30 protein-coding genes and 1 pseudogene are annotated in these 26027 nt (G+C 38.8%); 26 read left to right on the top strand and 5 right to left on the bottom strand.

Going from position 1 to position 26027, the window contains the following annotated elements; translation table 11 throughout:
* From AACR09_RS11155 to AACR09_RS11115, 9 genes and pseudogenes are all read left to right on the top strand, one after another.
* Positions 1-534 (top strand): GNAT family N-acetyltransferase, encoded by a 534-nt coding sequence (locus tag AACR09_RS11155; RefSeq protein ID WP_193835050.1) that lies wholly within the window; start codon positions 1-3, stop codon positions 532-534.
* Positions 535-601: 67 nt separating this feature from the next.
* Positions 602-1375: pseudogene (locus AACR09_RS11150) on the top strand (nucleotidyltransferase domain-containing protein).
* Positions 1376-1707: 332 nt separating this feature from the next.
* A complete protein-coding gene (locus tag AACR09_RS11145) occupies positions 1708-1989 on the top strand; it encodes a hypothetical protein (protein ID WP_193834973.1) in 282 nt (93 codons plus the stop codon).
* A gap of 55 nt (positions 1990-2044) precedes the next feature.
* Positions 2045-2323: a hypothetical protein gene (locus tag AACR09_RS11140; RefSeq protein WP_193834972.1), complete on the top strand. Its 279-nt coding sequence runs from the start codon at positions 2045-2047 to the stop codon at positions 2321-2323.
* A 193-nt stretch (positions 2324-2516) separates the two neighbouring features.
* The gene (gene lepB / locus AACR09_RS11135; protein WP_322621710.1) at positions 2517-3104 is read left to right on the top strand and encodes a signal peptidase I; all 588 of its coding nucleotides are present in this window, start codon (positions 2517-2519) and stop codon (positions 3102-3104) included.
* 33 nt (positions 3105-3137) lie between these two features.
* Positions 3138-4379, top strand: a complete 1242-nt coding sequence (locus AACR09_RS11130) for an HlyD family secretion protein (protein WP_228010507.1) — start codon at positions 3138-3140, stop codon at positions 4377-4379.
* Entirely contained in the window at positions 4372-6489 is a 2118-nt protein-coding gene (locus AACR09_RS11125) for a peptidase domain-containing ABC transporter (RefSeq protein WP_193834970.1), read from the top strand. The genes AACR09_RS11130 and AACR09_RS11125 overlap by 8 nt, the downstream gene beginning before the upstream one ends.
* Before the next feature lie 524 nt (positions 6490-7013).
* A complete protein-coding gene (locus AACR09_RS11120) occupies positions 7014-7223 on the top strand; it encodes a hypothetical protein (protein WP_010434910.1) in 210 nt (69 codons plus the stop codon).
* Positions 7224-8486, top strand: a complete 1263-nt coding sequence (locus tag AACR09_RS11115) for an integrase (RefSeq protein ID WP_193834969.1) — start codon at positions 7224-7226, stop codon at positions 8484-8486.
* Between the two features lie 96 nt (positions 8487-8582).
* Here the strand turns inward: AACR09_RS11115 and AACR09_RS11110 are convergent, their stop codons facing one another.
* Both AACR09_RS11110 and AACR09_RS11105 read right to left on the bottom strand, forming a co-directional pair.
* Positions 8583-9542 (bottom strand): nuclease-related domain-containing protein, encoded by a 960-nt coding sequence (locus AACR09_RS11110; RefSeq protein WP_193834968.1) that lies wholly within the window; start codon positions 9540-9542, stop codon positions 8583-8585.
* Positions 9543-9969: 427 nt separating this feature from the next.
* Positions 9970-10944, bottom strand: a complete 975-nt coding sequence (locus AACR09_RS11105; protein ID WP_193834967.1) for an integron integrase — start codon at positions 10942-10944, stop codon at positions 9970-9972.
* 233 nt (positions 10945-11177) lie between these two features.
* Here AACR09_RS11105 and AACR09_RS11100 point away from each other — a divergent pair, with 233 nt between their 5' ends.
* From AACR09_RS11100 to AACR09_RS11045, 12 genes are all read left to right on the top strand, one after another.
* Entirely contained in the window at positions 11178-11882 is a 705-nt protein-coding gene (locus AACR09_RS11100) for a hypothetical protein (RefSeq protein ID WP_193834966.1), read from the top strand.
* Between the two features lie 158 nt (positions 11883-12040).
* Positions 12041-12502: a GNAT family N-acetyltransferase gene (locus tag AACR09_RS11095; RefSeq protein WP_186176308.1), complete on the top strand. Its 462-nt coding sequence runs from the start codon at positions 12041-12043 to the stop codon at positions 12500-12502.
* Between the two features lie 167 nt (positions 12503-12669).
* Positions 12670-13107 (top strand): GFA family protein, encoded by a 438-nt coding sequence (locus AACR09_RS11090; RefSeq protein WP_228010506.1) that lies wholly within the window; start codon positions 12670-12672, stop codon positions 13105-13107.
* Between the two features lie 213 nt (positions 13108-13320).
* Entirely contained in the window at positions 13321-13458 is a 138-nt protein-coding gene (locus AACR09_RS11085) for a YHYH domain-containing protein (protein ID WP_102489158.1), read from the top strand.
* 237 nt (positions 13459-13695) lie between these two features.
* The gene (locus AACR09_RS11080; protein WP_193834965.1) at positions 13696-14325 is read left to right on the top strand and encodes a hypothetical protein; all 630 of its coding nucleotides are present in this window, start codon (positions 13696-13698) and stop codon (positions 14323-14325) included.
* A complete protein-coding gene (locus AACR09_RS11075) occupies positions 14315-15124 on the top strand; it encodes a hypothetical protein (protein WP_193834964.1) in 810 nt (269 codons plus the stop codon). The genes AACR09_RS11080 and AACR09_RS11075 overlap by 11 nt, the downstream gene beginning before the upstream one ends.
* 104 nt (positions 15125-15228) lie before the next feature.
* Positions 15229-15804, top strand: a complete 576-nt coding sequence (locus AACR09_RS11070; protein WP_193834963.1) for an MltR family transcriptional regulator — start codon at positions 15229-15231, stop codon at positions 15802-15804.
* A 157-nt stretch (positions 15805-15961) separates the two neighbouring features.
* On the top strand, positions 15962-16678 hold the full coding sequence (locus AACR09_RS11065) for a TRADD-N-associated membrane domain-containing protein (protein WP_193834962.1): 717 nt from the start codon (positions 15962-15964) through the stop codon (positions 16676-16678).
* A 106-nt stretch (positions 16679-16784) separates the two neighbouring features.
* A complete protein-coding gene (locus tag AACR09_RS11060; protein ID WP_049843906.1) occupies positions 16785-17510 on the top strand; it encodes a hypothetical protein in 726 nt (241 codons plus the stop codon).
* A 150-nt stretch (positions 17511-17660) separates the two neighbouring features.
* A complete protein-coding gene (locus tag AACR09_RS11055) occupies positions 17661-18269 on the top strand; it encodes a hypothetical protein (protein ID WP_077680556.1) in 609 nt (202 codons plus the stop codon).
* A gap of 135 nt (positions 18270-18404) precedes the next feature.
* Entirely contained in the window at positions 18405-19169 is a 765-nt protein-coding gene (locus AACR09_RS11050) for a S1 family peptidase (protein WP_133280425.1), read from the top strand.
* Positions 19170-19318: 149 nt separating this feature from the next.
* Positions 19319-19672 (top strand): VOC family protein, encoded by a 354-nt coding sequence (locus AACR09_RS11045; protein ID WP_193834961.1) that lies wholly within the window; start codon positions 19319-19321, stop codon positions 19670-19672.
* 127 nt (positions 19673-19799) lie between these two features.
* Here AACR09_RS11045 and AACR09_RS11040 read toward each other — a convergent pair whose 3' ends face one another.
* Together AACR09_RS11040 and AACR09_RS11035 are read right to left on the bottom strand one after the other, a co-directional pair.
* Positions 19800-20558 (bottom strand): hypothetical protein, encoded by a 759-nt coding sequence (locus AACR09_RS11040; RefSeq protein ID WP_193834960.1) that lies wholly within the window; start codon positions 20556-20558, stop codon positions 19800-19802.
* Complete coding sequence (locus tag AACR09_RS11035; protein ID WP_137007543.1) at positions 20555-21121, bottom strand: ComF family protein; 567 nt, start codon at positions 21119-21121, stop codon at positions 20555-20557. The genes AACR09_RS11040 and AACR09_RS11035 overlap by 4 nt, the downstream gene beginning before the upstream one ends.
* A 324-nt stretch (positions 21122-21445) precedes the next feature.
* On the opposite strand from AACR09_RS11035, the gene AACR09_RS11030 reads away from it, so the two are divergent.
* From AACR09_RS11030 to AACR09_RS11010, 4 genes are all read left to right on the top strand, one after another.
* A complete protein-coding gene (locus tag AACR09_RS11030; RefSeq protein WP_228010504.1) occupies positions 21446-21991 on the top strand; it encodes a DUF6988 family protein in 546 nt (181 codons plus the stop codon).
* A 159-nt stretch (positions 21992-22150) separates the two neighbouring features.
* Positions 22151-22519 (top strand): hypothetical protein, encoded by a 369-nt coding sequence (locus AACR09_RS11025; RefSeq protein ID WP_102498237.1) that lies wholly within the window; start codon positions 22151-22153, stop codon positions 22517-22519.
* Positions 22520-22691: 172 nt separating this feature from the next.
* Positions 22692-22892: a hypothetical protein gene (locus AACR09_RS11020; RefSeq protein WP_102498236.1), complete on the top strand. Its 201-nt coding sequence runs from the start codon at positions 22692-22694 to the stop codon at positions 22890-22892.
* 188 nt (positions 22893-23080) lie between these two features.
* Complete coding sequence (locus AACR09_RS11010; RefSeq protein WP_050643174.1) at positions 23081-23407, top strand: hypothetical protein; 327 nt, start codon at positions 23081-23083, stop codon at positions 23405-23407.
* Positions 23408-24590: 1183 nt separating this feature from the next.
* Here AACR09_RS11010 and rplY read toward each other — a convergent pair.
* Positions 24591-24869, bottom strand: coding sequence for a 50S ribosomal protein L25 (rplY, locus tag AACR09_RS11005; RefSeq protein ID WP_017083319.1), 279 nt, complete (start codon positions 24867-24869; stop codon positions 24591-24593).
* Between the two features lie 369 nt (positions 24870-25238).
* Between rplY and AACR09_RS11000 the strand changes: the two genes are divergently transcribed.
* Positions 25239-25967 carry a glycosyltransferase family 2 protein gene (locus tag AACR09_RS11000; RefSeq protein ID WP_054540994.1) on the top strand — a complete coding sequence of 243 codons (729 nt, stop codon included), beginning with the start codon at positions 25239-25241 and terminating at the stop codon, positions 25965-25967.
* Positions 25968-26027 lie beyond the last annotated feature (60 nt).

The following is a 26027-nucleotide window of genomic DNA, read 5'->3' as shown; positions in this document are numbered from 1 at the left end:
ATGGAAAGTGAAAGGCTCAAATTAACCCCTCCATCATTAAAATACAGCGAAGAGATGTTTGAGGTGATAAATGAGTGCAAGGCTGAGTTTTCCCCATTCTTACCTTGGGTTTCTGATTCTCTAACTAAAGAGCAGCTCGAACTTAACATTCAAGATGCTTCCAATAATTTCGCCAACTTTATTGGAGAATTCTGGTTCAATATTATTGAAAAGAAAACGGGGGCATTTATAGGGGCTATTGGTTTTATGATCAGAGACGGTACTGTCCCTTACTTTGAAATTGGCTATTGGTTACAAACATCCCAAACTGGTTTTGGTTATGTGAGTGAAGCCATCCGAATTATCGAAGAGTATGCATTCATTCAAAAAGGTGCGAAACGAATCGAAATTAGAATGGCAGGCTCGAATTTGAAAAGTCGGGCCGTAGCTAAACGATGTGGATATCAACAAGAGGCGTGTTTCGCTAATGACCGACGTTTGCCATCAGGAGAGCTAGACAGCACGCTCGTTTACGCGAAAACGATCCTGTCTTAAACGTGAGGTGTTGATTCTTAATGTGTGGGATCACTCAACGTGTATTACATTCAAATAGGAACTCAGTATGCAGGATCAAGCTAGAGGTCTAGACAAAGACGGGTTTATTCAAAACCTTTACTCGCCTAAGAATATCGCGCCCGAATTTCAAGGTGTCGTGAACGCTGTTATTGACTCGTTGTTAAGCGAACTTCCGAACCAAATTGATGGCATCTAGTTGTATGGAAGCGTGCCAAGAGGAACAGCCATCGTTGGTTGCTCTGATTTGGATGTTTCTGTCGTCCTCGCTACGCCTGTAGGTCAAAGAGAAGAGGAAGTATTTAACCGACTTTCTAACACCATTCCCAAAGCATATCCTCAAGTGAGCAAGCTTGATATCGATCCTGGCTCCTTCGGGATGTTCTGTTGCCTCAAGAAAAATACCATTGGCATTTTTGGCTCAAGCATTGTTGCTGTTGTGTTTGGGGAAACGATTTATCTGCTGGGTTTCCACTATACAAACCAAGTAACGAAATAGCTCAAACTCTTAATGGTGACTTATCTACTTTTCTTGAGCAAATGACCCCCCCGCTTTGAACGCATGAGTGATGCAGGCGTCACCAAGGTTATTAGCAAGAAGTTAGTTAGGGCAGCATATTACTTCGTTGCTGAGAAAGACGGCAGTTGGTACACCAATCTGAGCAAGTGCGCTGCAGTCGCCAAGCGTTATTACCCAAACCTAGGCGATGATATTGAACTGGCACACCAATGTGCTCTTGGAAGCTTGATATCTAAAACAGAAGCTTTTGAATTATATGAAAGGTTTAGTAGAGAGCTTGTTCAATCTTCAGTTTATCCTTGAATGAATGGAATAATAGTTTGCTTATGCAATTAATGTATCCTTTGTTTCATAAGTCATAACGGGTTCTGTTGTCGTGAAGAAAGTTTGATTATTAAAATCATGGCTGATGAACTCCGTCTTTGGTAGTAACCAAATCTGCATGCTATTGATTTATATATTTATTCGCTTTCAAGTAGTGGCTTAATAATACACAACCCTTCTGGCTGAATAAATTTAATGTTAACTTCATCACATTTATATGCATGAAGTATGTATTGTGTTGATTTCATATGTGATGTGTATATGATTCACGGCCTGACTGGTTGTTTTATAAAATGTAATAAAGGGGAGTTATGAAAGAGTTATCCAATAAAGAAGCTTCGCTAGTCGTTGGTGGAGGAAGAGGTGGTGAAGATTGGCAAGACCACGTACGTGATGCTATCAGTGAAGCTAAAGATCTAGCGAAAGATATAAGAAAGAGGAACTGGTTTGGTATTTTAACTCACTCAGAAGAACTAAATTCGGGAGAGCAAGAGTACTTAGATAACATGCGAAGAGAAGCAGATCGTCATGGTTACAATAACAGTCAAGGTGGATACCGTCGTGGCTCTGGTGGTAGGGAAATAGAGCATTAAAATGATATTCCAATAATGGTTAGGATAAAAATATAATAATTTTTAGAGATAAAAAATGAAAGATTTGTCAAATAAAGAAATTGCGTTAGTTATTGGTGGTGGTCGCGGAGATAGCGGTGGTGATACATCTATGGATCGATTAAGGGAAGTAATCGATACTCTGAAAGATATAAAAAACAAAAATTGGTTTGATTTGTTAATCCATTCAGAAGAACTGAATGTAGGTGAGCAAGAGTACTTAGACCGATTAAGAAAAGAAGATCGTCGTAATGGTCACAATAATAGGCAAGGAAATTATCGTCGTGGTAATGGAGGCCGTGAAATAGAAAATTAAAAATAATAAATCATTCTAGGAATAAGATTAACAACTTGTAACCTTATTCCTATTTAAACTAATATTTAAGGGTTTCTTAGTTTTGAAAGTAATTAAATCATTTTTTAACCTGTTATCTTTGGGGTTATATGACCTTTTTTGTGATAACAAGATATATCGAATTTGGTTCTTTATCCTGGTTTTGTTTTCAATCGTGAAGAGTTTTTCATTTCTACACAGTATCGATATATATATCGCAAGCTATTTTATTATCATAATAACAGCTCTCTTTTTGATTACTTCGCCATTTTTTTTTACAAAGAAATGGTCTAAAAAAAATAGCATTAAATTAAAGGTTATAATTTCAATTATACACTTAATGCTTATGTTTAATATCTTAACATATAAAAATGACTTAGTACTTGCAAAGAATGTAGGTGCAAGCATGTCTCCAACAATTAAAGATGGTCAAATTGTATTGTTGAGATATTTTGATAATGATATCAACTTAGAAAGAGGTGATGTCGTAGTTTTTATTTTGAATGGTAAGTATTATTCTAAAAGGATATTTTCAATTCCAAAAGACGAAATCATAGTTAGTAATGGAGAGCTATGTAATGCTACAAAGTGCATTCAAGATAACAAAGCAATTTCAATCGATAACCTTAACTTTACAGTTCCTGCTAGTTCATATTTTGTTATTGGAGATAATATCAATAATTCAAAAGATTCCCGGCATTTTGAAGAAACTTTTATTAAAGAAAAGAGTATAAAATACATTTATTTGGGGTCTTTTTTTTAATGTTAGTCCAATTCTAGAATATATAGGTTAATTTTGTTTAGAGAAGAAGTTTTCAAATCTAAGAAAAATCGTTTATTAGGCACTGTTAATTTGAATCAACCTATATCGTTGTATATTGTTAACTTGATGATTGTTTCTTTTTTTATCGTTTTTGTCATATATTTGACTCAATGCAGTTATTCTAGGAAAGAAAGTGTTAAAGGATACCTGACTCCTAAGAAAGGTGTTGTTAAAGTTTTTTCAAGTAGGCGTGGTGTTATTGATAGTTTTTTAGTTACTGAGGGAAGTCACGTTGCCGCTGGTGATAACTTGGTGAAAGTGAGGAATAGTCATAGTTTATCAACGGGGCTTGAACTGTCTGAGGCTTTAAGTTTTGAATTGGAGGCTCAAAGTAGATCTTTATCAGTTGAGTTAGATACGATAAGTCATATTCATAATAAAGAGCAAGCTAAGATTGAAGAGCAATTGTTATTCTTAGACGAAAGGCTAAGTATCATTAATGAAACCAAGTCAACATATAATTCAATATTAATTTTGAAGGAAAATGCATTGTTAAATAATAAAAACTTATTTAACAATGGTTATTTGTCACCCAACCAACTTTCTAAATTTGAAGAGGAATATTTAGATGCGAAAGAAAATTTAAATAGAACAAATAAAGAAATCTCATTAATTAAATCAGAGATAATTAATCTCGAATATGAGAGGTTAATCTCTCCCGATAAAATTAAATCAAGTAAGGTATCGATAAATCGTCAAATATCATCTATAAAAACCCAACTATTTGAGTTGAAAAGCCAATATGAATTTCTAGAGAAAGCCCCAGAATCTGGAGTTGTTACGGCTATTCAAATGCATCCTGGTTCTAGTGTGAGTCCTGGTTCGTCCCTTCTTAGTATTATCCCAAATGATTCACCATTAGAAATTGAAATGTTTTTACCAACACGCTCAGCTGGGTTTATACAAATGGGAGATAAGGTAAATATAAGATTTGATGCTTTTCCGTATCAAAAATTTGGAATGGTACAAGGTGAGGTAATAAGTGTTGATAAAGCATTGTTGTTACCAAGTGAAAAAAAATCCCCTATAAAAATTGATGAACCAATGTACGTAGTAAGAGCAAGTTTAAGTAAGCAAAATATTTCAGCATATGGAAAAATATTTTATTTCAAGGTGGGAATGATCGCTGATGCGGATATTATTCTAGAAAAAAGAAGCCTATTAGAGTGGTTGTTAGAACCTGTGTATGCGATAAGTGGTAAATTTAATGAGTGATACAATAAAATTCAATAATAAAATCACGAGCGTTAATGCTGCCTCTTTTTTGATTTTTAAAAATAAGAAAAATGTTCCAATAATTCAGCAATCAGAAGTTTCTGAATGCGGTTTAGCTTGTCTTGCCATGATTTCATCTTATTATGGTTATAAGGTCAACCTTCCATCTTTGAGAGGAATTAGTAACTTAGATAATCAAGGGATGAACTTAGCACATGTTATGGAGGTGGCTGATAGTCTAAACCTTTCCTCCCGAGCTTTACAATGTGGTTTAGATGAAGTATCTAAGTTAAGTTTTCCTTGTATTTTACATTGGGATCTTGACCATTATGTTGTACTTACCGGCTACAAAAATGGAAAATATTATATTAATGATCCTGGTTTGGGGCAAAGAGTTCTTGATAAACTAAAATTTAGTGATTCTTTCACTGGTATCGTTCTAGAGTTAACACCTAATCCTGAATTTAAAAAAGAAAATTCTGCAGTTGTGATGAAAATAGATCAACTTTGGGAAAAAGTGTCAGGTTTAAAGCGGTCCCTCATTTCTTTATTTGCACTGACGATAACTCTTCAGTGTGTAGCATTACTATCGCCATATTATATGCAATGGGTAATAGACCATGTATTATTAAGTAATGATGAGCCACTCTTAACTGTTTTAGCCATTGGATTTTCTTTGCTATGTATTATTCATGTAAGTATCAGTGCTTTTCGAAGTTGGTTAGTGATTAGGCTTAGTAGCACTTTGAATATTCAGATGGGGGCAAATTTATTTAGTCATTTATTACGGTTGCCTATTTCTTACTTCGAGAAACGCCATATTGGGGATATTGTTTCACGTTTTGGCTCGCTCGGAGCGATACAAGGTATGATGACGACTGGGTTCGTCGAGGGCGTTATTGATGGTTTAATGACATTGGTAGTTCTGGTTATGATGTATATATATAGTCCAGAGTTAAGTAGTGTGGTTGTAGTTAGTGTTATACTTTCATTTTTAGTGAAGTTTTTGTTTTACTCCCCGAATCGTCAATTAGAAAAAGAATTGATTATCTCTGGAGCAAAAGAAGATACTATATTCCTTGAGTCAGTACGTGGAATTCAGACTTTAAAGCTATTTAGCCAGGAGAGCCATCGCCTTAACAAATGGCTCAATAACTATTCAGAAGTGATTAATTTGGGAATTAAAAAAGGAAAACTAAATATTGCAGAAGGTGTAATTACTGGTCTTATTCTTGGTCTAGAGTCGATAGTTATCATTTATATGGGAGCGTTGATTGTGATAGACGGTGAGCTCTCTGTTGGTATGCTTCTAGCTTTTATTGCTTATAAGGGACAGTTTACGTCGAGCAGTTCTGCATTTATTAGTAAATGGTTGTCATTCAAAATGCTTAGTGTTCATTTGGAAAGATTGTCAGACATTGCACTAGAGAGTAAAGAGAATTACAAAAAGAAACATGGCAATATTAGTCGTTCTCTCGGTCATATTCGTGTTGAAGGGATTGGTTTTAAATACTCTAGTAAATCTAATTGGGTATTTAGAAATATCTCATTTGAAGTGCAATCAGGAGAATGCGTAGCCATAGCTGGTGCGTCTGGTTGTGGTAAGTCGACTTTGATGAAAATTTTACTTGGTTTGCTTAAACCAACAGAAGGTAAAATATATTTAGACGGAATAGACATAAGTCAGATATCCATAAGTAGTTATAGGGAGCAGTTTGCGGCAGTAATGCAGAATGATACTTTGTTGTCCGGTTCTATTGTCGAAAATATCACTTTGTTTAGTCAATATTATGACGAGGATAAACTCAAAGCTTGTTGTCAGGATTCTTGTATTCTCGAGGAAATACAAGCGCTGCCAATGCAATATCATACTCCAGTTGGAGATATGGGGAGTTCATTTTCCGGAGGACAGTTACAAAGGATTTATTTAGCTCGTGCTCTATACCGGTCCCCTGCCATCTTGTGTTTGGATGAATCTACAAGCCATCTTGATGTAGAAAATGAGTCAGTGATAAATTACAATTTAAGAAATAAAGATATGACAATAATATTAATTGCGCATAGAGAGGAGACGATTGAGAGCGCAGATAGGGTTATTTATCTTAGTTAAATCTACTTTCCATAATAGTTTGCTACAAAGAATCTGTAACTAAGTTTTGACATGGTTGACCATATATTTAACTAAGTACAACTCAATCCACCCAAGCAACATTGGGATAAACTGGGGAAGAGGAAAGTTGATTATTTTCAGTGTATTGCGCGATATTTGAGACGTTTTTGAGGGCTCAAAAACGGTGAAACCCCGATATTGGTAGTAATCTTAGCTGTATGGTATTGATTTATATGCATTTTATGTATTTATAGCTGGTGGTTAAGCTCTAATTGGCCTAAAAAACGCTTAAAAAGGCCAATGAAATAGTCAAATAAAATCAATACATTAGCAACTGGGTACTACTGTATTAGTCCACCCTAAAGTGGGCTTGAAATCGATTCGTTGAATCGTTTTACGCTTCGGGAATCCTTTTCGTTAATTGCTGCGCAAATAGAATGTCACTGAAAAAATCGTGCATAGTTTTTCTACCAGTAGATGAAAAATCTTAATTTTCATGTAGTGAGAAAGGTAAGGAGAACGACATGGCGACGCGTAAAATCAGACCTAGACAATTTATTGATGAGTTTTACCCTGATTCAGGGATATGCAATACCACCATCATAAACTGGATTAAGCATGGCAAGCTCGAGGGCACTAGAACGCCAACGGGCCGATATTTAGTCTGTGTTGACGACGAGATAGGGAACCCTGCAGACAGGGTGAGTGAACTTCTAAGATTCTTGGAGTCATAAATGGTTGGTAGAGCTAGAAGCAAAGAAACGGCTCATTACCCTCCATTCTTGGTGAAAATGAGCCATAGGGGTCAATCTCGGTTTCGGTTTACGACCGTAGATGGTGTGAAGAAGCTATTTCCTATCGGGACTGTAGAGCAAGAAGCGATACAAGCTGCGCATGTTTATAACTTGCAGTATCGTCCTGAGCTAGAAAGCGCATTTTCCCTTTCTGAGATGACCCCATTTCGCAAAGCTGTCTCCAAAGGCCGTAAGGACAAATTTAATCGGCCTTTAAAAGAGTGGCTTCCATTAGTGTTGTCTCGTGTGAAGAAAGAAGAACGGCTTTCCAAAGACGTTTATCGAAATTTGGAAAGGGACTGTTACCGCCTTGATGAGTTCATGGGGCGGTTGCCAACCAAATCGATCAAGTTACAGCACATCAATGAGTTCCTTTCGAAATACTATTCAGAGTTAAGTAATCGTCAGCTCAACAATAAGATCAGTAACCTTAAAAAGGTATTTTCCTACCTTGCTGATGAGAGCGCTATTGAGAGTAATTTTGTACTCAATAAAAAACAGCGTCGATTGACCAGAGAAGATTACACAAAAGCTCGCCACGACCTAGATATCGAAAACTACCAAAAGGTCTACGATGCAGCGCCACTGTTTCTTAAGGTCGCAATGAGCTTAACACTTGAGACGACTCATGCTGTGAGAGAGATCTATAGGCTTCGTTATCGTATATACAAACCACGGGAAGGCGTTTGTGGGATTCTTTGGAACCCTGACAAAGAGGTGGAGTATGTGGATGGGCATGCAGTGTATGGAATGCTTTATGTTCATCGAGAAAAGGTGAAAAAGTCCGATGCTTCCACTGTGGCCATTCCTGTCACCCAGACGATTAAAGACATTGTCGACCTTTCTAAAACATCGAGATTGATATGCCCTTATATCGTTCATCGTAAACCTAAACAGCAGCAACGTGGTATTTCAAAAGAGACCGACCATCTTTACCAAGTGCATCACCACAATATAAGTAAAGAGTTCAGTAAGGTTCGAGACTCTTTAGGGCTATATAGCCATCTAAAGAAATCGCTAAGGCCGACCTATCATGAAATTCGAGGACTAGCTGCTCGAATGATTGAACAACAAGGGCAGAGCGCTACCGAGCGAATGGCACACGCGAACGCTAAAACGACAAAAATCTATACAGGCACAAGTGACATTGTTTGGCACCAAGTACCACCTGTTGAGGTTATGCCGAAAAGTGGCCAGAAGTGATATGTGTTAGTTGTTTAGTTTTGGAGGAATTCGGAATCCGAATTTGAATCCGCATCGCTTTAAACTGCGTTGTAATTCGGATTCCGAATTATTAGATTAAGGAAATACGACTTGAGTTCCTTCACCACAAGAGCATGCAATTGAGTACGTGTTCTTTTTCTTACTGACTTTAGCTGAATTAGATTGGCAAGAATGGCAACTAATACGCATTGCAGTATTCACCTTACATTGTGGGCAGTAGACGTAATACCCATACTTTCCATACCTCGGCTCGGTCTGAGGGCTTTGACACTTCTTACAATTAAAACCATGCCTTATTTGTGGAACTTTGGCCTCTTCAATTGTTTCTTGAGCTGGAATCAAGTCTACCTTTTCAGTTTCGCTCAATTCTGCGATATGTACTTTGGGAGCCGGAGAAGACGCAGGCACATGTTGTTCGTTTAGAAAGTGAACTAGGCGGTACAGTTCATCACGATTAAACGTAGGATTCGGATTTAGTATTGAACCTACGCGGTGTTTTTTGATGAGACTCTTAACGCAGCTACCAATAGATTCGGCTTTAATGAGCTTCTTCGATATATCTTTAGGGATAGAAGTTCGATCGATTAGAGCGTCATTGGATGCGGCACAGAGTTGATCCCAACAGCGACCACCAAAGTACGCTTGTACAAACGCAATTCGGTCTAGCAACGACTTAGCGTTGTCATTTAACAGTGCTTTCAATAGTTTGGTTTGCAACTTAGCTTGCTCGATAGGCGAGGGCATTCCTGTCCAATTCCCTCTTACGGTTCGGCTCCATTCGAGTTGATTGTTGACCTTAACCTCACCGCGAATCGATTTCGACTCAATAATGATAAATCCTTTGTTATAAAGGACTAAGTGATCGATCTGAGCTGTTTCATTTTTAAACTGTATGCGTAGGTCATTGATAATGAAGATGTCATTTGCATCTCCAAACTCTCTGCGTAAGTAAAACGCGACATCTTGCTCTACTTTTGCGCCAGCTTTCTGTTGAAGACTGTTGTCGATTTTTGAATCTCTATCCTTAGTAATCATTCTTTATTCCTGCTTTTTTATAAAAGCAGTTTACCATGCAGTCTTATTCATATTGATGGTGTGTATGTTTTTGAGACCTATGTTCTTTTTCGAACACTGTTATTGATGGAAATTGTGAAATATCTCTTTTCGAAAGCTCGAAGTAGAGAGTGGGAAACCTGCAACTCGCTGTTTAATAATGTGTTTGTTAGGCATCCCGTTATTGTGCGTGTTAGGGCGTTGTGAGCGCCATGAAAGTTGTAAATAGGTAATGGTGGCGCAACAATAAGAGGTGATACGTAGCCATTGCTGCAGAGAAAAACACACACATAAATTGTTATTGAGCTTTTGGAGTGACTAGAGGCCTCAGCCTTAAGAGCAGGTGATAGTGCCCTGTTTCGTGATTATGAAGTCATTTCAGAATTCGGAATCCGAATTTCATTTATCGTTATTTTACGAATATTCTTGATAATGGGCTAACAACGCCATTGGCGCCTCTATCAATGATGTGAGTATAGATTTGCGTTGTCTTCAAATCGGTGTGCCCAAGTTGTTCTTGAACGGTTCTGATATCCGCTCCGCTTTGAAGAAGGTGCGTAGCGAATGAGTGCCTTAAAGTATGACACGAGATGTTTTTCTCAATGTTGGCTTTTTGGCCTGCTACCTTAATGTGTTTTTGAAGTGCTGTTGGGTGAATATGGTGTCTACGTAGCTCGCCTGTTTGTAAATCTGGCGACAAACGACTAGAGGGAAAGAGGAATTGCCAATTTAGGCTCCTTTCTGCGCTCGGGTACTTTCTAGCAAGAGCTTCAGGTATGTATACACCAGAGAAAACTGTGTCATTCATGTCTTGATGATAGTAACTCGCGGATCTCTGTTGCTGTTGTTTGATAGCGGGGAAAAGCTCTGTTGCTATTGTCACTATGCGGTTTTTACCTCCCTTCCCTTGCCATACTCGTACAGATTTATATGCATAATCGATATCTTGTATACGTAACCGTAGACATTCCATTAAACGCAACCCTGAGCCATACATTAATTGATAAGGTAATTTGTAGTTAGGTGAACAGTGATTGAATAGCCTTCCAATCTCTTCTGGAGTCATGACTGTTGGCAATTTTCGTGATTTATCTGAGCGCCGAAACTGCATATCAAGCTCTATGGGTTCTTGAATAATTTCTTTGTATAAAAAGACTAATGCATTGAGAGCCAGACTTTGCGTTTTCCTCGCTGACTTTTTGTTAACAACCAGATGCGTTAGGAAATCTTCTACATGTCTGGAAGTTAAGCTCTTTGGGTGCTTTTTATCATGATAAAGAATGTATTGGTGAATCCAATAAATGTACGCCTCCGTTGTACGAAGGGCATAGTGCCGTCCAAGCATATATTCTTGTATATACGATAGGAATGGTGACTTTTTCATTAAACTGTAACTGGTTATCTATACATGATTTTCAGCTTGGCACATTAATTCATGCTATATAGAAAAATTCTGTATTTTGGGATGTAGGCAGAGAGCTGTAGTGCTTAAGTTACTGTTAGTTTTCATAAAAACGGGGTATTGTTTACGTCATTAAGATACTAGACAGAATAATTCTGTATTTAAGTGCAGAATTTTTCTGTCTAATATAGCTGTTATGTAAATGGTGATAAATAATGAGTATATCGACGGAAATTAAAGTAAGCGTAGGGACTGCTGCCATTATTGCAATCGCCACGTTTCTCTTAAAAGATGTATTAATAGCTAATTTTGTTACTCCTACAGTAATAGAGCAGATTAAGAGCGCTGGTCATCTTAATGATGACTTAAAACAGGGACGGTATGTAACTACCACAAAAGATTCATTCAACTCGAATCACGTTATCAATTCAGAACTATTAGTTTCACTAAAATCGGAAGAGTATGTACTTAACTCACAGTTGTCTGAACTGGACACACAGCTAAAAGAGACAGTGAGTGGTAATAAGACACGCATCCAAAACCTATTAAGTCGTGAATCAGAGAAACTTGCTTTGGTTAAAGCAAAGCAAGAGAAAATAGTCGAGGCGATAGAACTGTTGGATGCAAAAATTGAACAAAAAATAGCTATAAAAATATATCGCCATTCGGATGACCGGTACCGAGGCAAAATTCAGCTAAATGCTGCAAATAGAATAATAGCCACCTTGGTCTCAAATGGTCAAAAATATCAAGTGGACTCTGGGCAAAACAGCTATGACTACAAGGTTGTTTTAACACCTCTCAAAGTTAAAGAGCAAGTCAGCTATGATGCTGTAGCAAACTTGCATATCGATGACCACGATAAGCTTTTTACCAACGCAAAGAGTAGGGGAATCGGAAGTGCTTACCTTAAACTTTGAAAATTCACATAACAAGAAATTTAAGAGTGATTCACAACGCTTGGCGCCCTTACTTCAAGTAAGTTTAGTGTTTATGGCACACTGGTTTAGCGAAGGTGTTAGCGTTGTTCACACCTTAATTTGGCGTTATATGTTTTGGTCAATTTAGGATTTTTATAATGCTGAAGCTAAGAAAAGCAGAGGCTCATGAGTTAGATTTCATCTATTTAATGGGCTTCGATGTATGGGGCGGCGGTCTTTCTTCTGAGGAGTACTTAATAGGCTGTCGCAATAGTGAAAAATACTTATCTGGTACTTGGTACGTATTGGTTGAAAAGGGTCAAGTTGTATCATCTCTTATTGTTTATAGCGGCATGTTCGATCTCAAAGAAAGCGCTTTTGGTATTGGCTCTGTCGCTACACCTCAAGAACTACGACATCAAGGCTATGCGTCAAAGTTGGTTAACCTAGTCAAATCTGAGTTATTTGATAGGAACCATTGCAAGGCTATATACCTACACAGTGATATTGATCAGCAGTTCTACATGAAACTTGGTTTTGTCAGTATTCAGGGCTCTGATTGCATGATCTGCACAAAGGAACCAGTGGCTTCTAATGGAGCAATACCAGCATATTTTTAGCTTTGAGTTCTACATATAACAAAGCGTTTAAGGCGGATTCCCAACGCTCGGCATTTTTAGTTTGCTTTGAATTTAGTGTTTACGGCACAATACTTTAGGTGCAGTGGTCTGCGTTGCTCACCACTTAACGCGGCGTTATGCGTACTTTTTGATTAAGGAGTTCGAGTTTGAAAGGTAACTGTTTGTGTGGCGAGGTGTCGTTTGAGCTATCTGGTACTTTACCTCCGATTTATCAGTGTCACTGTTCGCTCTGTCGCAAAGTGTCTGGGTCGTCATCGAATTCAGCTTTAATCGTCAAAGCTGATAGTTTCAAATGGCTTTCGGGTACAAATTCTATTGGTCGTTATCTTTCAAGTTCAGGCTTTAAATCGGAGTTTTGCCAGTGTTGTGGAAGCCCTGTACCAAACATTAGCTCAAGCAAAGATACATATTGGGTTCCTGCTGGATTGATGTCCGAAGACTTAGAAACGACAATCAAGGCTCATGTCTATGTTGACTCGCGAGCAAACTGGGATGAGGCGTTTATTAGCGATAACGTCGAAGAATTTGCCACAATGCCTTCGGAATCTGAATGGTTGAAACTATCGGAGAAACCGCACGCATAACAAAGCGTTTAAGACGGATTCCCAACGCTTGGCATTCTCGGCTTACTTTGGTTTAAGTGATTATGTCACAATGGTTTAGGTAGGGTGGTTGGCGTTGCTCACCACTTAACGCGGCGTTATGCCGCTCCAAGGTTGATCTAAATCATATAAAACTAATTGCATCTGTGTGAAACTCCGCGCGCTCAAATTAGAGCGTATATTTCGGAGTAATAAATGAAAAAGGCAGTATTAGTTCTTCTTGTTAGTTTTGGTATGGTTTCTGCGGCTGTTGCTCATTCTGGAGGCACGGATGCAAATGGCTGTCATACAAACAGTAAAACAGGTGAGTACCACTGTCACAAACGTAAATAATTCCGTTTGAACAACAGTGAAAGGCGTGATTTATCACGCCTTTTTTGCTTGAAAATAGAAGTAGGATCATCAGCATAACAAGCAATTTAAGCTGATTCGCAACACTCGGCACTTTTGGTTTCAACTTGTTTGGTGATTACGGCGAAGTGTTTAGGTAAGGTGGCGGCGTTGCTCACAACTTAATTGGGCGTTAGCTTTACTTAAAGTTTGTGCTCTTCATTTGGAAAAGGAATATATATGAGTTTGAAATGGTGGGAGAAAACGGTTGAATACTTTTTTATCCGTAATTGTATTGGTGATTCAATGGTTCTTGCCCCATTAGATGGTAAAGAAGAGAGTGCGGGTGATTCAATTTTTGCCCAAGGTAACAAGTGGGTGCTGATCGAGTTTAAAAGGAAATTCGAAAGCCTAAAAAGTGAAGAAGATAAATTTAGTGATTTTGAAAAAGCCAAAGCACACTTCATGGACAAAGACTCACATCACTTTCTTGTATATGGTGCAATGTTTGAAAACGAACAGAGAAATGGATTAAAGTTTGGTGTTTCAGCCACTACTTACTTTTCGAGAAATTCAATAAATAACATTGAATCGATGCTTTCAGCTGGCTTGGAGGGAGAGGACTTTTTCGCCTATGTGAAAGACTTTACTTCGTTCAAAAAAGCTAGTGGTGAATCAAGTGGTGGCTTAAGTTTTGAATCATATGGTTTGGTTGCTGGTGTTAATAGTGAAAATCAGGTTGTTGAATGCATCAGCCTTGCGGAACTTGCAAAAGAATTAGGATTAGATCTTACGCCTGAAGTAACCCCAGAACCTCCTACTCCATCGCCTTCTAACTCAGGAGGAATGTCAGGTCCTGGTGGCTGGTAAAGCTAACAAAACGTTCAACAGCGACCAAAAACGCATGGCATTTTCACTATGTGAAAGTCTATGCCATGGTTTTTGGCGCGTTAACTTAGCGTTAACTGTTTCGGTAGATTTGGAGGTTACTATTAGATTCTATATTTCCTTAGGTGCAATAGCATTTATTTCGTTGTGCGTAACCTTTGCAGCTCCAATCAATGAGATTTTTAAGGGTGTTACTGCAATTCCTGCTGTCGGTGCGATGGTTGCGGCTCTGTATCAGCTTGTTCGTGATAACTCAGCTCATGAGCGGAACAAAGAGTTAAACCTACAAAAGCAAAATCTAGCTTTGGCGTCCTCATCTCATATGGCAAATGCAGTATTCGATAAACAAGCAGAGTTTTCAGACCAATATGTGAAACTCGTTTTAAAAGCATTCAATGAACTTAGAACTAAAACTGACTACGATGAAGCTCATGCTTTTGCTGCTGACTTAACTATTCTTCGGTTAGAGTATATGAACTGGCTAACTGAAGAAATTGATAACAACCTCGAAGGTTTCGAAAGACAATTAAGAAAGCTTGGTGCTAATTCTCAATATATAAAAATGCCAAAAGGTGAAGGTACCGTTCAAGAGCATCGAGATAACGCAGCACGAGAAATGTTAGACATTCAATCAGCTTTTATTTATGTCCTTGAAAAATCGACACATGGTCATGATGCATCGTTGGTTACGTTATCGAAAAAAATGAGAGCAATTCTTGGTGTAGAAGAGTTGGCTCACCATAAAAACAAAATTTTAAAGCACAGCGGTAAAAACAGTTAACAAAGCATTTAAGAGTGATTCGCAACGCTTGGCAGTTTCGCTTCGCTCAAGTATAGCCAAGCGCCGCTCACACCCTAATGCGGCGTTATGGCTCAAGGAGAAATATGTTAGTAGAACATGCTGTAGATTTGGGTGAGTTTGTAACCGAACTCCAAAGTGAGACTGATCGGGGCTTACCTTTGGTTGGTGCTGCTCTCATTGATGAAAAGCTGTCAAAAACACTGGAGTCATTTTTCGTTGGGGGTAAGTCGACCAAAAACCTGCTCTTTGGTGCTAATGCACCCATTGGGGACTTATCTTCTCGCGTTGAATTATGCCTTTCGCTTGGATTAATAGACCAATTTGAGTATCAAGAGATTCAAATTATTCGCAAAATACGTAATCAGTTTGCCCATCTTCGACATGGACTCACCTTTGAAGATGAGAAAATAAAAGGTTTGTGTACTAGCCTCAAATCTCCTTTACCTGATGGTATGCCGAAGGAGCGGCAAACAGCAAGGTTTCGGCTTATTAACGCGATTGTATGCATCGTTCTAAGGTTGTTTTATCGTCCTGAGTGGGTTGCTAAAGAACAAAGAGTGCTAAAGCAATGGGTTCCAGACTCAACTTGGTACAACACCAATGACACTCCGCCACCAGAGAATGCAGGTTTTGTTGGGTTAGTCAGCAAGTCGCGGTGAGTTGCGCCATAACAAACTGTTCAAGAGGGATTCGCAACACGTGGCATTTTCACTATGCGTTGTTTTTAGTGATTAAGGTGGTACGCGGCGACTTCAGTATTGCGTTGCTCACCCCTTAACAGGGCGTTATGTCACCCTAGAAAAATAGGAAATTTCAGTGATCAATAACTTATTTATAGTTGAGTTTTTTACGCAAATATTAGCAGCGTACAAAGGTGGGAACGATTTTATCAAAAGGCTTGTTGTCGGTGGTGTAGTGCTTATATGTGCTGGCATCATTTTCCAACTCTTTGGCTCGTTTTTTATTGAAGACTCCAAATTGGTCGAAACAATCTCATCGACTTTAGCGATCCCCGGAGCTATTTTTCTATTCGGCGTATTCGTCTATCAAAATGCAGATGAGCAGTCCAAAAAGAAGGAAAGGTACGTAGAAGTAGAAGAAAGAGTTAAGAGTAACCCTAATGAAACTCAAGCTGCGTGGGATCTTGCAAGAATTAAGCTTGAGTCTTATATCGATAGGAATCTAAGACAGGTACGTTCGATCTACTTTCTGACATTGATAGTTATGCTGGTTGGTTTTTCATTAATTGGATTCGGGATTTATACTGTAATACTTAATCCTAGCGATTTATACGCTGGTGTTTTGTCGTGTGCGTCAGGGGTTTTGGTAAATTTTCTAGGCGCAACTTTCCTAGTTATATATAAATCAACCATGACGCAGGCTTCTGATTACGTGTCAATGCTTGAGCGTATCAATGCAGTTGGAATGAGTGTGCAAGTCTTGGAAAAGCTTGATTCACCTGACAAAGACCTCAAGCACAGGGCTATGGCCGACTTATCTCAGCAGCTACTACAACTGTATAGAAAGACATAACAAAGCATTTAAGAGTGATTCTCAACGCTTGGCAGTTTCGCTTCGCTCAAGTATAGCCAAGCGCAGCTCACACCTTAATGCGGCGTTAAATTCATAGAGGAATATCGTGGTATCTCAAGCATTTTGGTATGCGCTAAAGCAAAATATGCTAGTAAGCTTACTTGCCTTTATAGCGCTTGCAGTCGTGATTTTGTTGGATGTTGTGTTTTTTGATGTCACAGAGCTCTTTCCTGGAGGTGCAGAGCTTGCAGATATTATCAGTAACTTATCTATGTCGGTCGTTGCTGGGTATATTTTTTATATAATGACATCGGTTAAACTTGAAGCAGATAGAATTAACAAATCGAAAGAAATAGCGAAGAAGATTGTTGGTTCAGTTAGAAACCAAACTGTTTTAATGTTTCGAGTCTTAGCTGAGCAACCTCATGAAAAGTTCACCACTTTTCCCTCCGAAGATGAGTTATCAGGTTACTTGAACAACAAAACGTTTGTTACCAAAGTTAAAGGTACGCGATATATTGACGGAAATGGTGTTGTACACGAGCGTGACCTTCACTTTTATCTGTTTAATGACTTTCCTCCAAAGGCGTTACACTTGCAGAGTTCATTGTCAGCATATCTCGACTTTCTTGACCAAGATATGCAAGTTGCATTTTACAAACATTTCAACTCAAATTTTTTTGACAACTTCGCTGATCCGACCGTCGCGATAGTCTTAAATGGGCGCAGCAACAATATTTCGGATTTCACAAATTGTTTTTTCGTCCTAAGGCAAACCACTTTGGACTTAGTTGAATCGTATGAAAGGGTCTACGGTACGCTAGAAAAATGAATTTAACAAAGCGTTCAAGACGGATTCCCAACGCTTGGCATTTTCGGCTTACTTTGGGTTAAGTGTTTATGTCACAATGGTTTAGGTAGGGTGGTTGGCGTTGCTTACCACTTAACGCGGCGTTATATGCAAATACTCAATGGAGGATAAATGCCAAAAATTAGTGGTAATGACATCATAAGCGATCTTACAGAAAAGAGTGGTCGTAGATTACTGGTTGTTTCATTTATGACTATTTTAGTGAAGCTTTACGATATCGATTTAGGTGAATTAAATCTGTTCGGCATAAATGTTCCTGCGGATCTTTTTGACCTACTTGCTGTTATTTTAATGGCATATTTCTTTTACACACTGTTGGTCAATTGGTTAGGTGATTTGGCTGGTTTCAAACTTTGGTTCTCAAGCAATAATATACATTCTAATTTTGGAACCAATATAGAACTTGATAAAAAGTTTTTAAACGGTGGTCGTGAATTGTTACGTAGGCTCCATGAACTTGAGATTAATGGACAGTTTCCGAATAGTTACGATGAGGTTGATGAAGAAACTAGGAAAAAGTATATAGATTTCAAAACAAACGTTGAACTCTATTGTGTAAGGCTTGAAGGTGCCGGTCAAAGGTTTAGTGCCTTATCTAAATATGGGTATTTTTATATATGGTTTCAGTCTTTTCTGTTACCTATTATTGTAACCGTAGTAGCTTTGTACTTGGTTTGTTCGGAAGGCTCTTTCCAACTCCCTGTAGGTATTAGCATATAACAAAGCGTTTAAGACGGATTCCCAACGCTTGGCATTTTCAGTTTGAATCGGCTTTAGTGTTTACGGCACAATAGCTTAGGTCTGGTGGTAGCGTTGCTCACCACTTAACGCGGCGTTATACATAAGGAGAAAAGTTTGAGTTCAGGCGATATTAAAGTTAGAGATATTGTATTTCCACTGATCTTGGCAGAACAAGTCAAGCCTGGTGAGTCGAAAATGGTTAGCTTTCTGGGAACAGGTTTTCTTGTGGGTTCAGATGGCTATGCGTTGACAGCATCTCATGTCGTTGACCTTAAGGTCGAACCTAACCAAGCTATAGTTGGCTTATTTGTAGATAAAGCTACCAATAAATGGCAGATGTTCAATGCTGATAGAGCAGACACTCATCCTACTGAAGACGTGACTCTTTTAAAAATGCGTGGATGGACTCCATTTCAAACTGATGTAAGAGTTAGTTTTGATCTGCAATTTGCATCATTTGAATATCAGCTCTTTGGATATCCGAACGCAAATTTATATGAAAACGTAGATGCCCGAGATGCATCAGGAGCTGTCTTGGGTAGACCTGATTTAATTTACTCAAAAGGGCATATTAGACGTAGAACGTCGTTTGCATTACCTGGAATTAAAGGTAAGCAACTTTATGAGTTAAGTCAGCCTGTTGGAGCAGGTTGCTCAGGAAGTCCAGTGTTCCAATCAAAAAATGGAATCTGGGAAGTTGCAGCAATATATATTGCTGATAAAACAGAGACAATCGCATTTGAAACATTAGATAATAACCTAGACAAGAAAATAGAGTTTATCGAGATTGCAGGGAGTATGTCTTATGCTGTTCGTATGGATGCACTGAAAGACTGGGTGCCTGCAAACTGCGGAAAGACACTAGATAAATTAACCTGACAATATGTATAACAAAGCATTTAAGAGTGATTCCCAACGCTTGGCATTTTTCATTCCATCGTTGGGTTTTGTGTTTACGGTGGTATGGTTAAGTTTCGTGGTAGCGTTGCTCACACCTTAATGCGGCGTTATGTGGTCGGAGAAAAATTATGAATCCATCAGCGGTTCTTGTTCATGTTCCTGATGTTGCGAAAGGGCTTGAATGGTACAAAAAAGCTTTTCCAGAAGCCGTTCCGGTTTACCACGTTGACTTTGACTTCACGGCGCTTGATCTAAATGGTTTCTCACTAGAAATAGTCCAAGCAGACAAAAAGGTTGGTGCTGGTAAAAGTGGTACAGTTGTTTATTGGTTAGTAGATAATTTATGTGTTGCTCTGGCTCATTTTGAAGAACTAGGTGCGAGCCTTTATCGTGGACCAATGGAAATTGAAGATGGGCTTTCAATGTGCCAAGTTGAGGACCCATTTGGAAATTTAATAGGACTACGTGGGAAAACCACATAACAAATTGTTCAAGAGGGATTCACAACGCTTGGCGATTTCACTTCCAGTTGAGTTAAGTGTTTAAGGTACAATGGTTTAGGTCAGGTGGTTAGCGTTGTTCACCACTCAACGCGGCGTTATGCCACTATTACCCTCGCATTCCACCATAGGCACCAACTTTACTTTTGTTCTGAAACTTGTTCACGAGAGCCTGTACTAGCTCATATTTAAACTTCACTCCACTATGTCTTCCTCGGTAGAGTTCATCAGTTGCATATTCTGTGTTTAGAGTTCTATATACGTTAGATGACGCATCTAGCTTTTCGATATAATTATTGTTCAAGAGGTAAGAGTTTAGTTGTCTTACGGTATCAAACTCTTTTACTCCCTTTTTAAACAACTCATCTAATAGATCTTTCGCCGCAAACCCATTTGAATTGAAGTAGATCTTATTAATGCTGTCGATATCAATATTATTTATCGGTACATTGTTTTTAGCAGAAAAGACTCTAACTTTCTTATTGCTTTTAAAGGCTCTAATTATATTTGTGTAAGAACCTTTGCTTTTCTCATCCCAAACTACATAACTAATGTTTGAGTCAAGAGTCATTTTTTCATCTTTAAATGTTTGGCGTTGTCTGCCTCCGCGAATGCCATCTGGAACTTTAACATGTTTTACATCAAAGGGTGCTTCATGGTTTCGTGGTACTTCGCTAATTGTATATACAGTGACATCGGTTAAACCGATTTTAGCGCAGTACTTTTGTAAAAGAGAGTCGAATCCATTTGCGTCACCGACCAAAATTCGATGTTTCCCTTCGTTTTTTATCGCGTCAAGGCTTTGCTTGATTCGCTCAGGCAAAGTCTTGATACTGATCGACCCAGAAAAGAAAACGCTATCCATCATCTATGTACTCTTGTTTTAGTCAAAGTCACAACATATACGTTGTCTACATTCCCTTGATTGTACATTGTTTTGGTCAACTCATTAAGAGTAGAACCTGAACGGAATAGGTCATCAATAATCAGTATCTTATCTGATGCGTAACGCGAGTCTACTTTAAATGCACCATTCAATATTTGCTGTCTTTCAGTTGCATCTTCAATGGATTTTAACTCAGCGGTGTTTTTTACTTTCTCGATATAGTTTTGGTCGTACTTGATTCCTAAAGTTTCTGCAACTGCTTGCGCAATTGCATAAACAGGTTGCAAGTCTCGTTGTTTGGAGGCTGGGGCTGGCACAATGACTTCGATATGAGGCGTTACTAGGCGAGTTCTTAAAAAAGCAACAAGCTCAGCTACAAGATATTCGATGTTTTCTTCTTCCCCTGAGTACTTTAGGCGATTAAGTGCCTTGCCAACATCAGAATATGTATTTTCAAATGAGCCATCCTCAAGCCTGATACTACTTGTTGTGTGTAAATCTAATGCCCAACCTGCTTTCCAATTACCTTCAATGCCGTAGCTCATGACTCATACCTTTTAAAATAGTGTTTTACTAAGCTATAAATGGTGCGACGTTCTAGTTCTTTGTGTGTTGATGTGTATCAATTTATATTAAAATAGTGGCATAACAAACAATTTAAGAGTGATTCAGCACGCTTGGCATTTTTGGTTTGAATTAAATTCAGTGTTTTCGGTGGTCAAATTAAGTGTCGTGGTCGCGTGCTTCACACCTTAATTGGGCGTTATGAGTTAAGGCTAAATAAGGAGTAATTTATCAACCATCTATTATCGAGATCTGCTGAGTTAGAAAAAGAACTTTTAGTTTTCCTTGCTTTAGCTCCTTGTAATATGTCTGAACGAGTTCGTGTCAGCAAAATTATGTGTAGTATTGCATTTGAACATGCAGAAAGCGCAAAAATATTATTAGCGTCTGGAAATTATACCTCGGCATCAGGTCTTGTTCGATTACAGTATGAAGCTTTTGTAAGGGCTATGTGGTTACTTTATAGTGCTTCTGATGTAGCGGTATCAAAATTAATGTGTGAACTTACAGCTGAATCAGCTCACAAAGCAAATAAACTACCGATGCTAAGTGAAATGTTAATTAAACTTGAAGGTAAGGCTCCCCAAGAAGCTTTGGATATGCTCATTGAATTTAAAGAATACTCTTGGAAACCATTAAGCTCTTTTGTACACGGCGGAATACATGCGGTGAATCGACATAATAAAGGTTATCCAATTCGCTTTCTTGAGCAAATGTTGATTATTTCTAATGGGGTATCAATTATGGCTGGAATGTTATTAATTATTTTACACGGCGGCGGTGAACATATTGGTAAAATCCCTCCTATCCAGCGTCGATTTGCTGATTGTTTACCAAAACCGAAAGTATAAACTCATAACAAATGCATCAACACGATTTGCTACACTCGGCGTTGTCAGTTTGCCTTTAGTTTCAGTGATTAAGGCGTTAAAATTCAGCTAGGTTTGTATCGTAGCAAACGTGTTATGCAGGCGTTATGTCGTACTCAACTAGATAAAATATGGAGACTTATGAAAGTATCGCTTGAAGTTGTTTACTCAATTTTGATTGAGTGGGCGAGAAAAGGTAGTGCACAGACTTACACCGATTTGTCGCATAAATACTACGATATTACCGGTGAATGGTTAGAGCCTCATGGTAATTGGGATTATCCTTTAGGTGAATTGGCTAATTTGGTTTGTTCTGCTCGTTGCCCTCCGATTACAGCTTTGGTTGTATTGAAAGGCAAAAATGAACCCGGTGGTGATTTTTGGGGCTGTGCGCCCAATGTGCCTGCAAGACCAAAAGATGAGATGGCTCGGCTTGGAGAGTGGGTTCGAATGACAAATGAGTGTTTTGCTCATAGTTGGACTGATTCTTTACCAGTCACAACGGCATAACAAAAGTTTTAAGGCGGATTCGCAACGCTCGGCGGTTTTAGTTTGATTTAGCTTTTGTGTCTACGGTGTAATAATTGAGTGTCGTGGTAGCGTTGCTCACCATTTAAGCGGGCGTTATGTGTTTGTGCGAGAATGTTGGTGTTCTTATCTAATATCCAAAGGTTTGTAAAGAATGAATCAAGTACATGAACTTAAAAAAATGACTGAAGAAGAACTACTTGAGTATGGTAAGTTGATCGACTCTACAATTAGTTCGGTATTAATCGAATCAAGATCAAGCTCACCAACTAAGTCCAATCAGGCTAGAATGAGACTTGATTTTTGGGATAAGAAAAAAAGCGAGTTAAATGATTTCTTATATAAGAAAGGATAGTTAAAAGCTTTGTTTTGAATAACTAAGTACGTCTCTTTATCGTGGGCCAATGGGTATCGACTGTGGGCTTTCAATGTGCCAAGTTGAGGGCCATTTGGATACTTAATAGGACTACGTGGGAAAGACACATAACAAGTGTCTAAGACACTATGTTCTACCCTAAGAAGTAACACTTTATGGAGGTCGGTATGAATATCAAAGAGTCTGATTGGAAAATCTTTTGCGAAATAAAGAGTGTAGCTGCGCAACGGTTTTGTACTCGACAGCTAGATGAAGCAATCAAAACGATTACTGATGAATCAGAACCTGTAGGGGAAAGGTTCAACTTTATGTGTCAGCATTCCAAAGAATCTCAAAAGCAAATGAAGCTTATTTTTGATGGCCATTCTCGAAGCCGAGCATTTATCCAGCTAATGCAAATGTGTGAGGAAGGCTTGGTTACACCAGAACAATTTGGACGTCTTTCAGAGGAACTCAAAAAAGACATTACGAGTATTCTAGAAAGAAGAGCCTAAGGAAAGTTGGCTAATCAGGCCATTTCTTTTTCATAGCTGCAACCATCTCAATATTCCTCCTTTTTATTCGCGAATTCGGATATTCGCTACAATTTTGCTTCGGCAACCTCACTTTTACGAGTTTATTATACGAGTTGTATTGAAAATCTTAGAGTTACTCGTTTTTTTCTCCTTCAAAACGCCGTTTATTTTTAAGAATTAGCACTAGAATTTGGATTGAGATTTCTTCCAAAAAAGTGTCAACGTTACTTTGTCAATAAAATCTCTCCCTAGCTCTTTAAATCCGTGCACTCTAGGTGAACTGAAAGTGTCACCTAGAGTGCGCGAGGGTGGGGGGGGCGGGATTTTATGCTTGTGATGCGACTAGAGCCCCACCATCACAAATTCTTGGACCCAAATACTTGAATATTTTTGGTTTGCATAGACGTTCTAGCAATTATTCGGATTCCGAATCCATGATTTTTGGCCAGAGAAACCGAGTGTTATGTTTTGTAAGTGAGTGTGCGGATCATAGAGTGCCTATAGGCCTTTAAAGTTCTTAATACTGGATGAGTAGGTTTACTTGCTGGTGGGTAGTTCAGGCATGTTATGTCATTAAATGAGAGTTGAAGGATTAGGTTGGAAGGTGGTGTGAAGAATGAACGAAAGGCTAGAAGTGTTTTCTTGATCGCCTTTCAGTGTTGTTTGATTAGCTTGGAGTGTATTACGTGGTGGTAAAGCCCAATCCAATATACATGAATGTAAGTAGGCGGCTCTCAGCGCTAGCGAGTTATGCCAAAGGAGTAGTTCTTATTCTTGATTGCTCTATTCGTTTAGAAGTGCGTACAAGACCATACAAGTAATATTCTAGATGCTAGTCGGTTTTGTCTTTTTGTTTGAGTAGTGTATTGAACCTAGCGAAAAAGCGGTCTAGTCTTACTGTTAGAAAAACTACTGTATAAGTCCACCTTTCGTCCACCCTTAATCCACCTAAGCAAAGCTGGGATAAAGTGGGGAAGGGGAAAGTTGATTATTTTCAGTGTATTGCGCGAGATTTATGACGTTTTTGAGGGCTCAAAAACGGTGAAACCCCGATGTTGGTAGCATCGGGGTTTCGAATTTCTAGATTTCTCGACTGGTAAGATCGATTATCTTTTCTATGCAGAAGGCTTGGAATTATCCAATCTTATTCCTTGGTAGGGAATTAGATACGGATGAAGTCCATGTGCTCAACTTTAGGCTTGAACGCGTGACGTTGAACGTCTTGCGGCTTAACCTTAACTTCTGCGCCGTCAATCACTAGAGTGATTGTTTCGTAGAATTCAGGCTTATCCATTTGGTTGATCACTTCAGCGTGAACAAGTTCGATAGCTACAGCTGCTGCTTCGCCACCGTAGATTACAGCTGGGAATTTACCAGCGTGACGTAGGCGGCGGCTCGCACCTTTACCTAGTTCAGTACGTACTACTGCTTCAAATTTCATAGTTTTACTCTCAAATTAGTAAAAATTAACTTCACACCTCAATGCGACCTTGAGTATGTGGTAAAGCTTAGGCATAAACGAGTTCATGCTTAAGCGAGCGCGGATACTAACATCACATTCAAATCTGAGCAAGTCAGAAGCCCATCTCAAAGTGAATTTCCTTCGATAAATGATTCGTTTGGAGATAAAACGTTCACTAGCGCTTACTTACCCCATTTTATCGTCTTTTACATTGCCTATCTTATCTATTTATAGCGCTGCTAAATCATCAAGTTAATGAACGGAAAATGAATGTTTGCCTAAGACTTGGTTAAGGCTTGGTTGGTTAATCTAAGTGTTAATTAAACAGCAGAATGAATAGGTGAAAATATGGAACCGGTAAGCATTGTCGTAATTACGCTAAACGAAGAGAAACGCATTAGCCGCTTAATGGAAGAGTTGAGTGTGCAAACCCACCAAGAGTTTGAAGTGATTGTTGTCGACTCGAACAGTGAAGACAACACAAGGGACGTTGCGCAAGCCTATGAAAACGCGTTGCCAAAATTAACTGTTCATCATATGGAAAATCGTGGTGTGAGCCTTGGACGAAACACAGGTGCTTCATTGGCGCAATACAACAGAATCCTTTTCTTAGATGCTGACGTGAGCTTACCCCGAAACTTTCTTGCGAAAGCGCTTTATGAACTAGAGGAGAAGAAGCTTGAAGTGGCGGGTGTGTACATGAGCTCGAAAGGTCTGCCGCTTGTACACAAGTTTGGTTACGGCTTATTTAACGCAGGCTTGTTCACTACCCAGTTCTTTTTCCCGACGGCGATTGGCGCATGTATTTTCTCGACTAAACGCGCGCATGATGAGATCGGCGGTTTCGATGAAGAGATCGTCCTGTGTGAAGACTGTGACTACGTAAAACGAGCGAGCAAAACATGGCGATTTAGATTCCTGAATATGACCTTTGGTTTTGACCCACGTCGTTTAGACCAAGATGGCGTTGTGAAGACAGGCTCAACTTATCTTAAAGCTAATGTAAGACGCTTCTTCAAAGGCGAAATGCGTAACAACGAGATGAACTACAAGTTTGGTCACTACAAAGAACAGTAAGTATTGAGGTTGTTATGTTTGATGGACTAGGGCTGTTTCTGGGGGCATTGGGTGATGCTC

Origin of the sequence: Vibrio sp. OPT20, assembly GCF_963889365.1 — a bacterium.
Taxonomy (GTDB): Bacteria; Pseudomonadota; Gammaproteobacteria; order Enterobacterales; family Vibrionaceae; genus Vibrio; species Vibrio splendidus.
The sequence above is the reverse complement of the archived record's forward strand: the minus strand, read 5'-3'. Positions and strand labels throughout refer to the sequence as shown.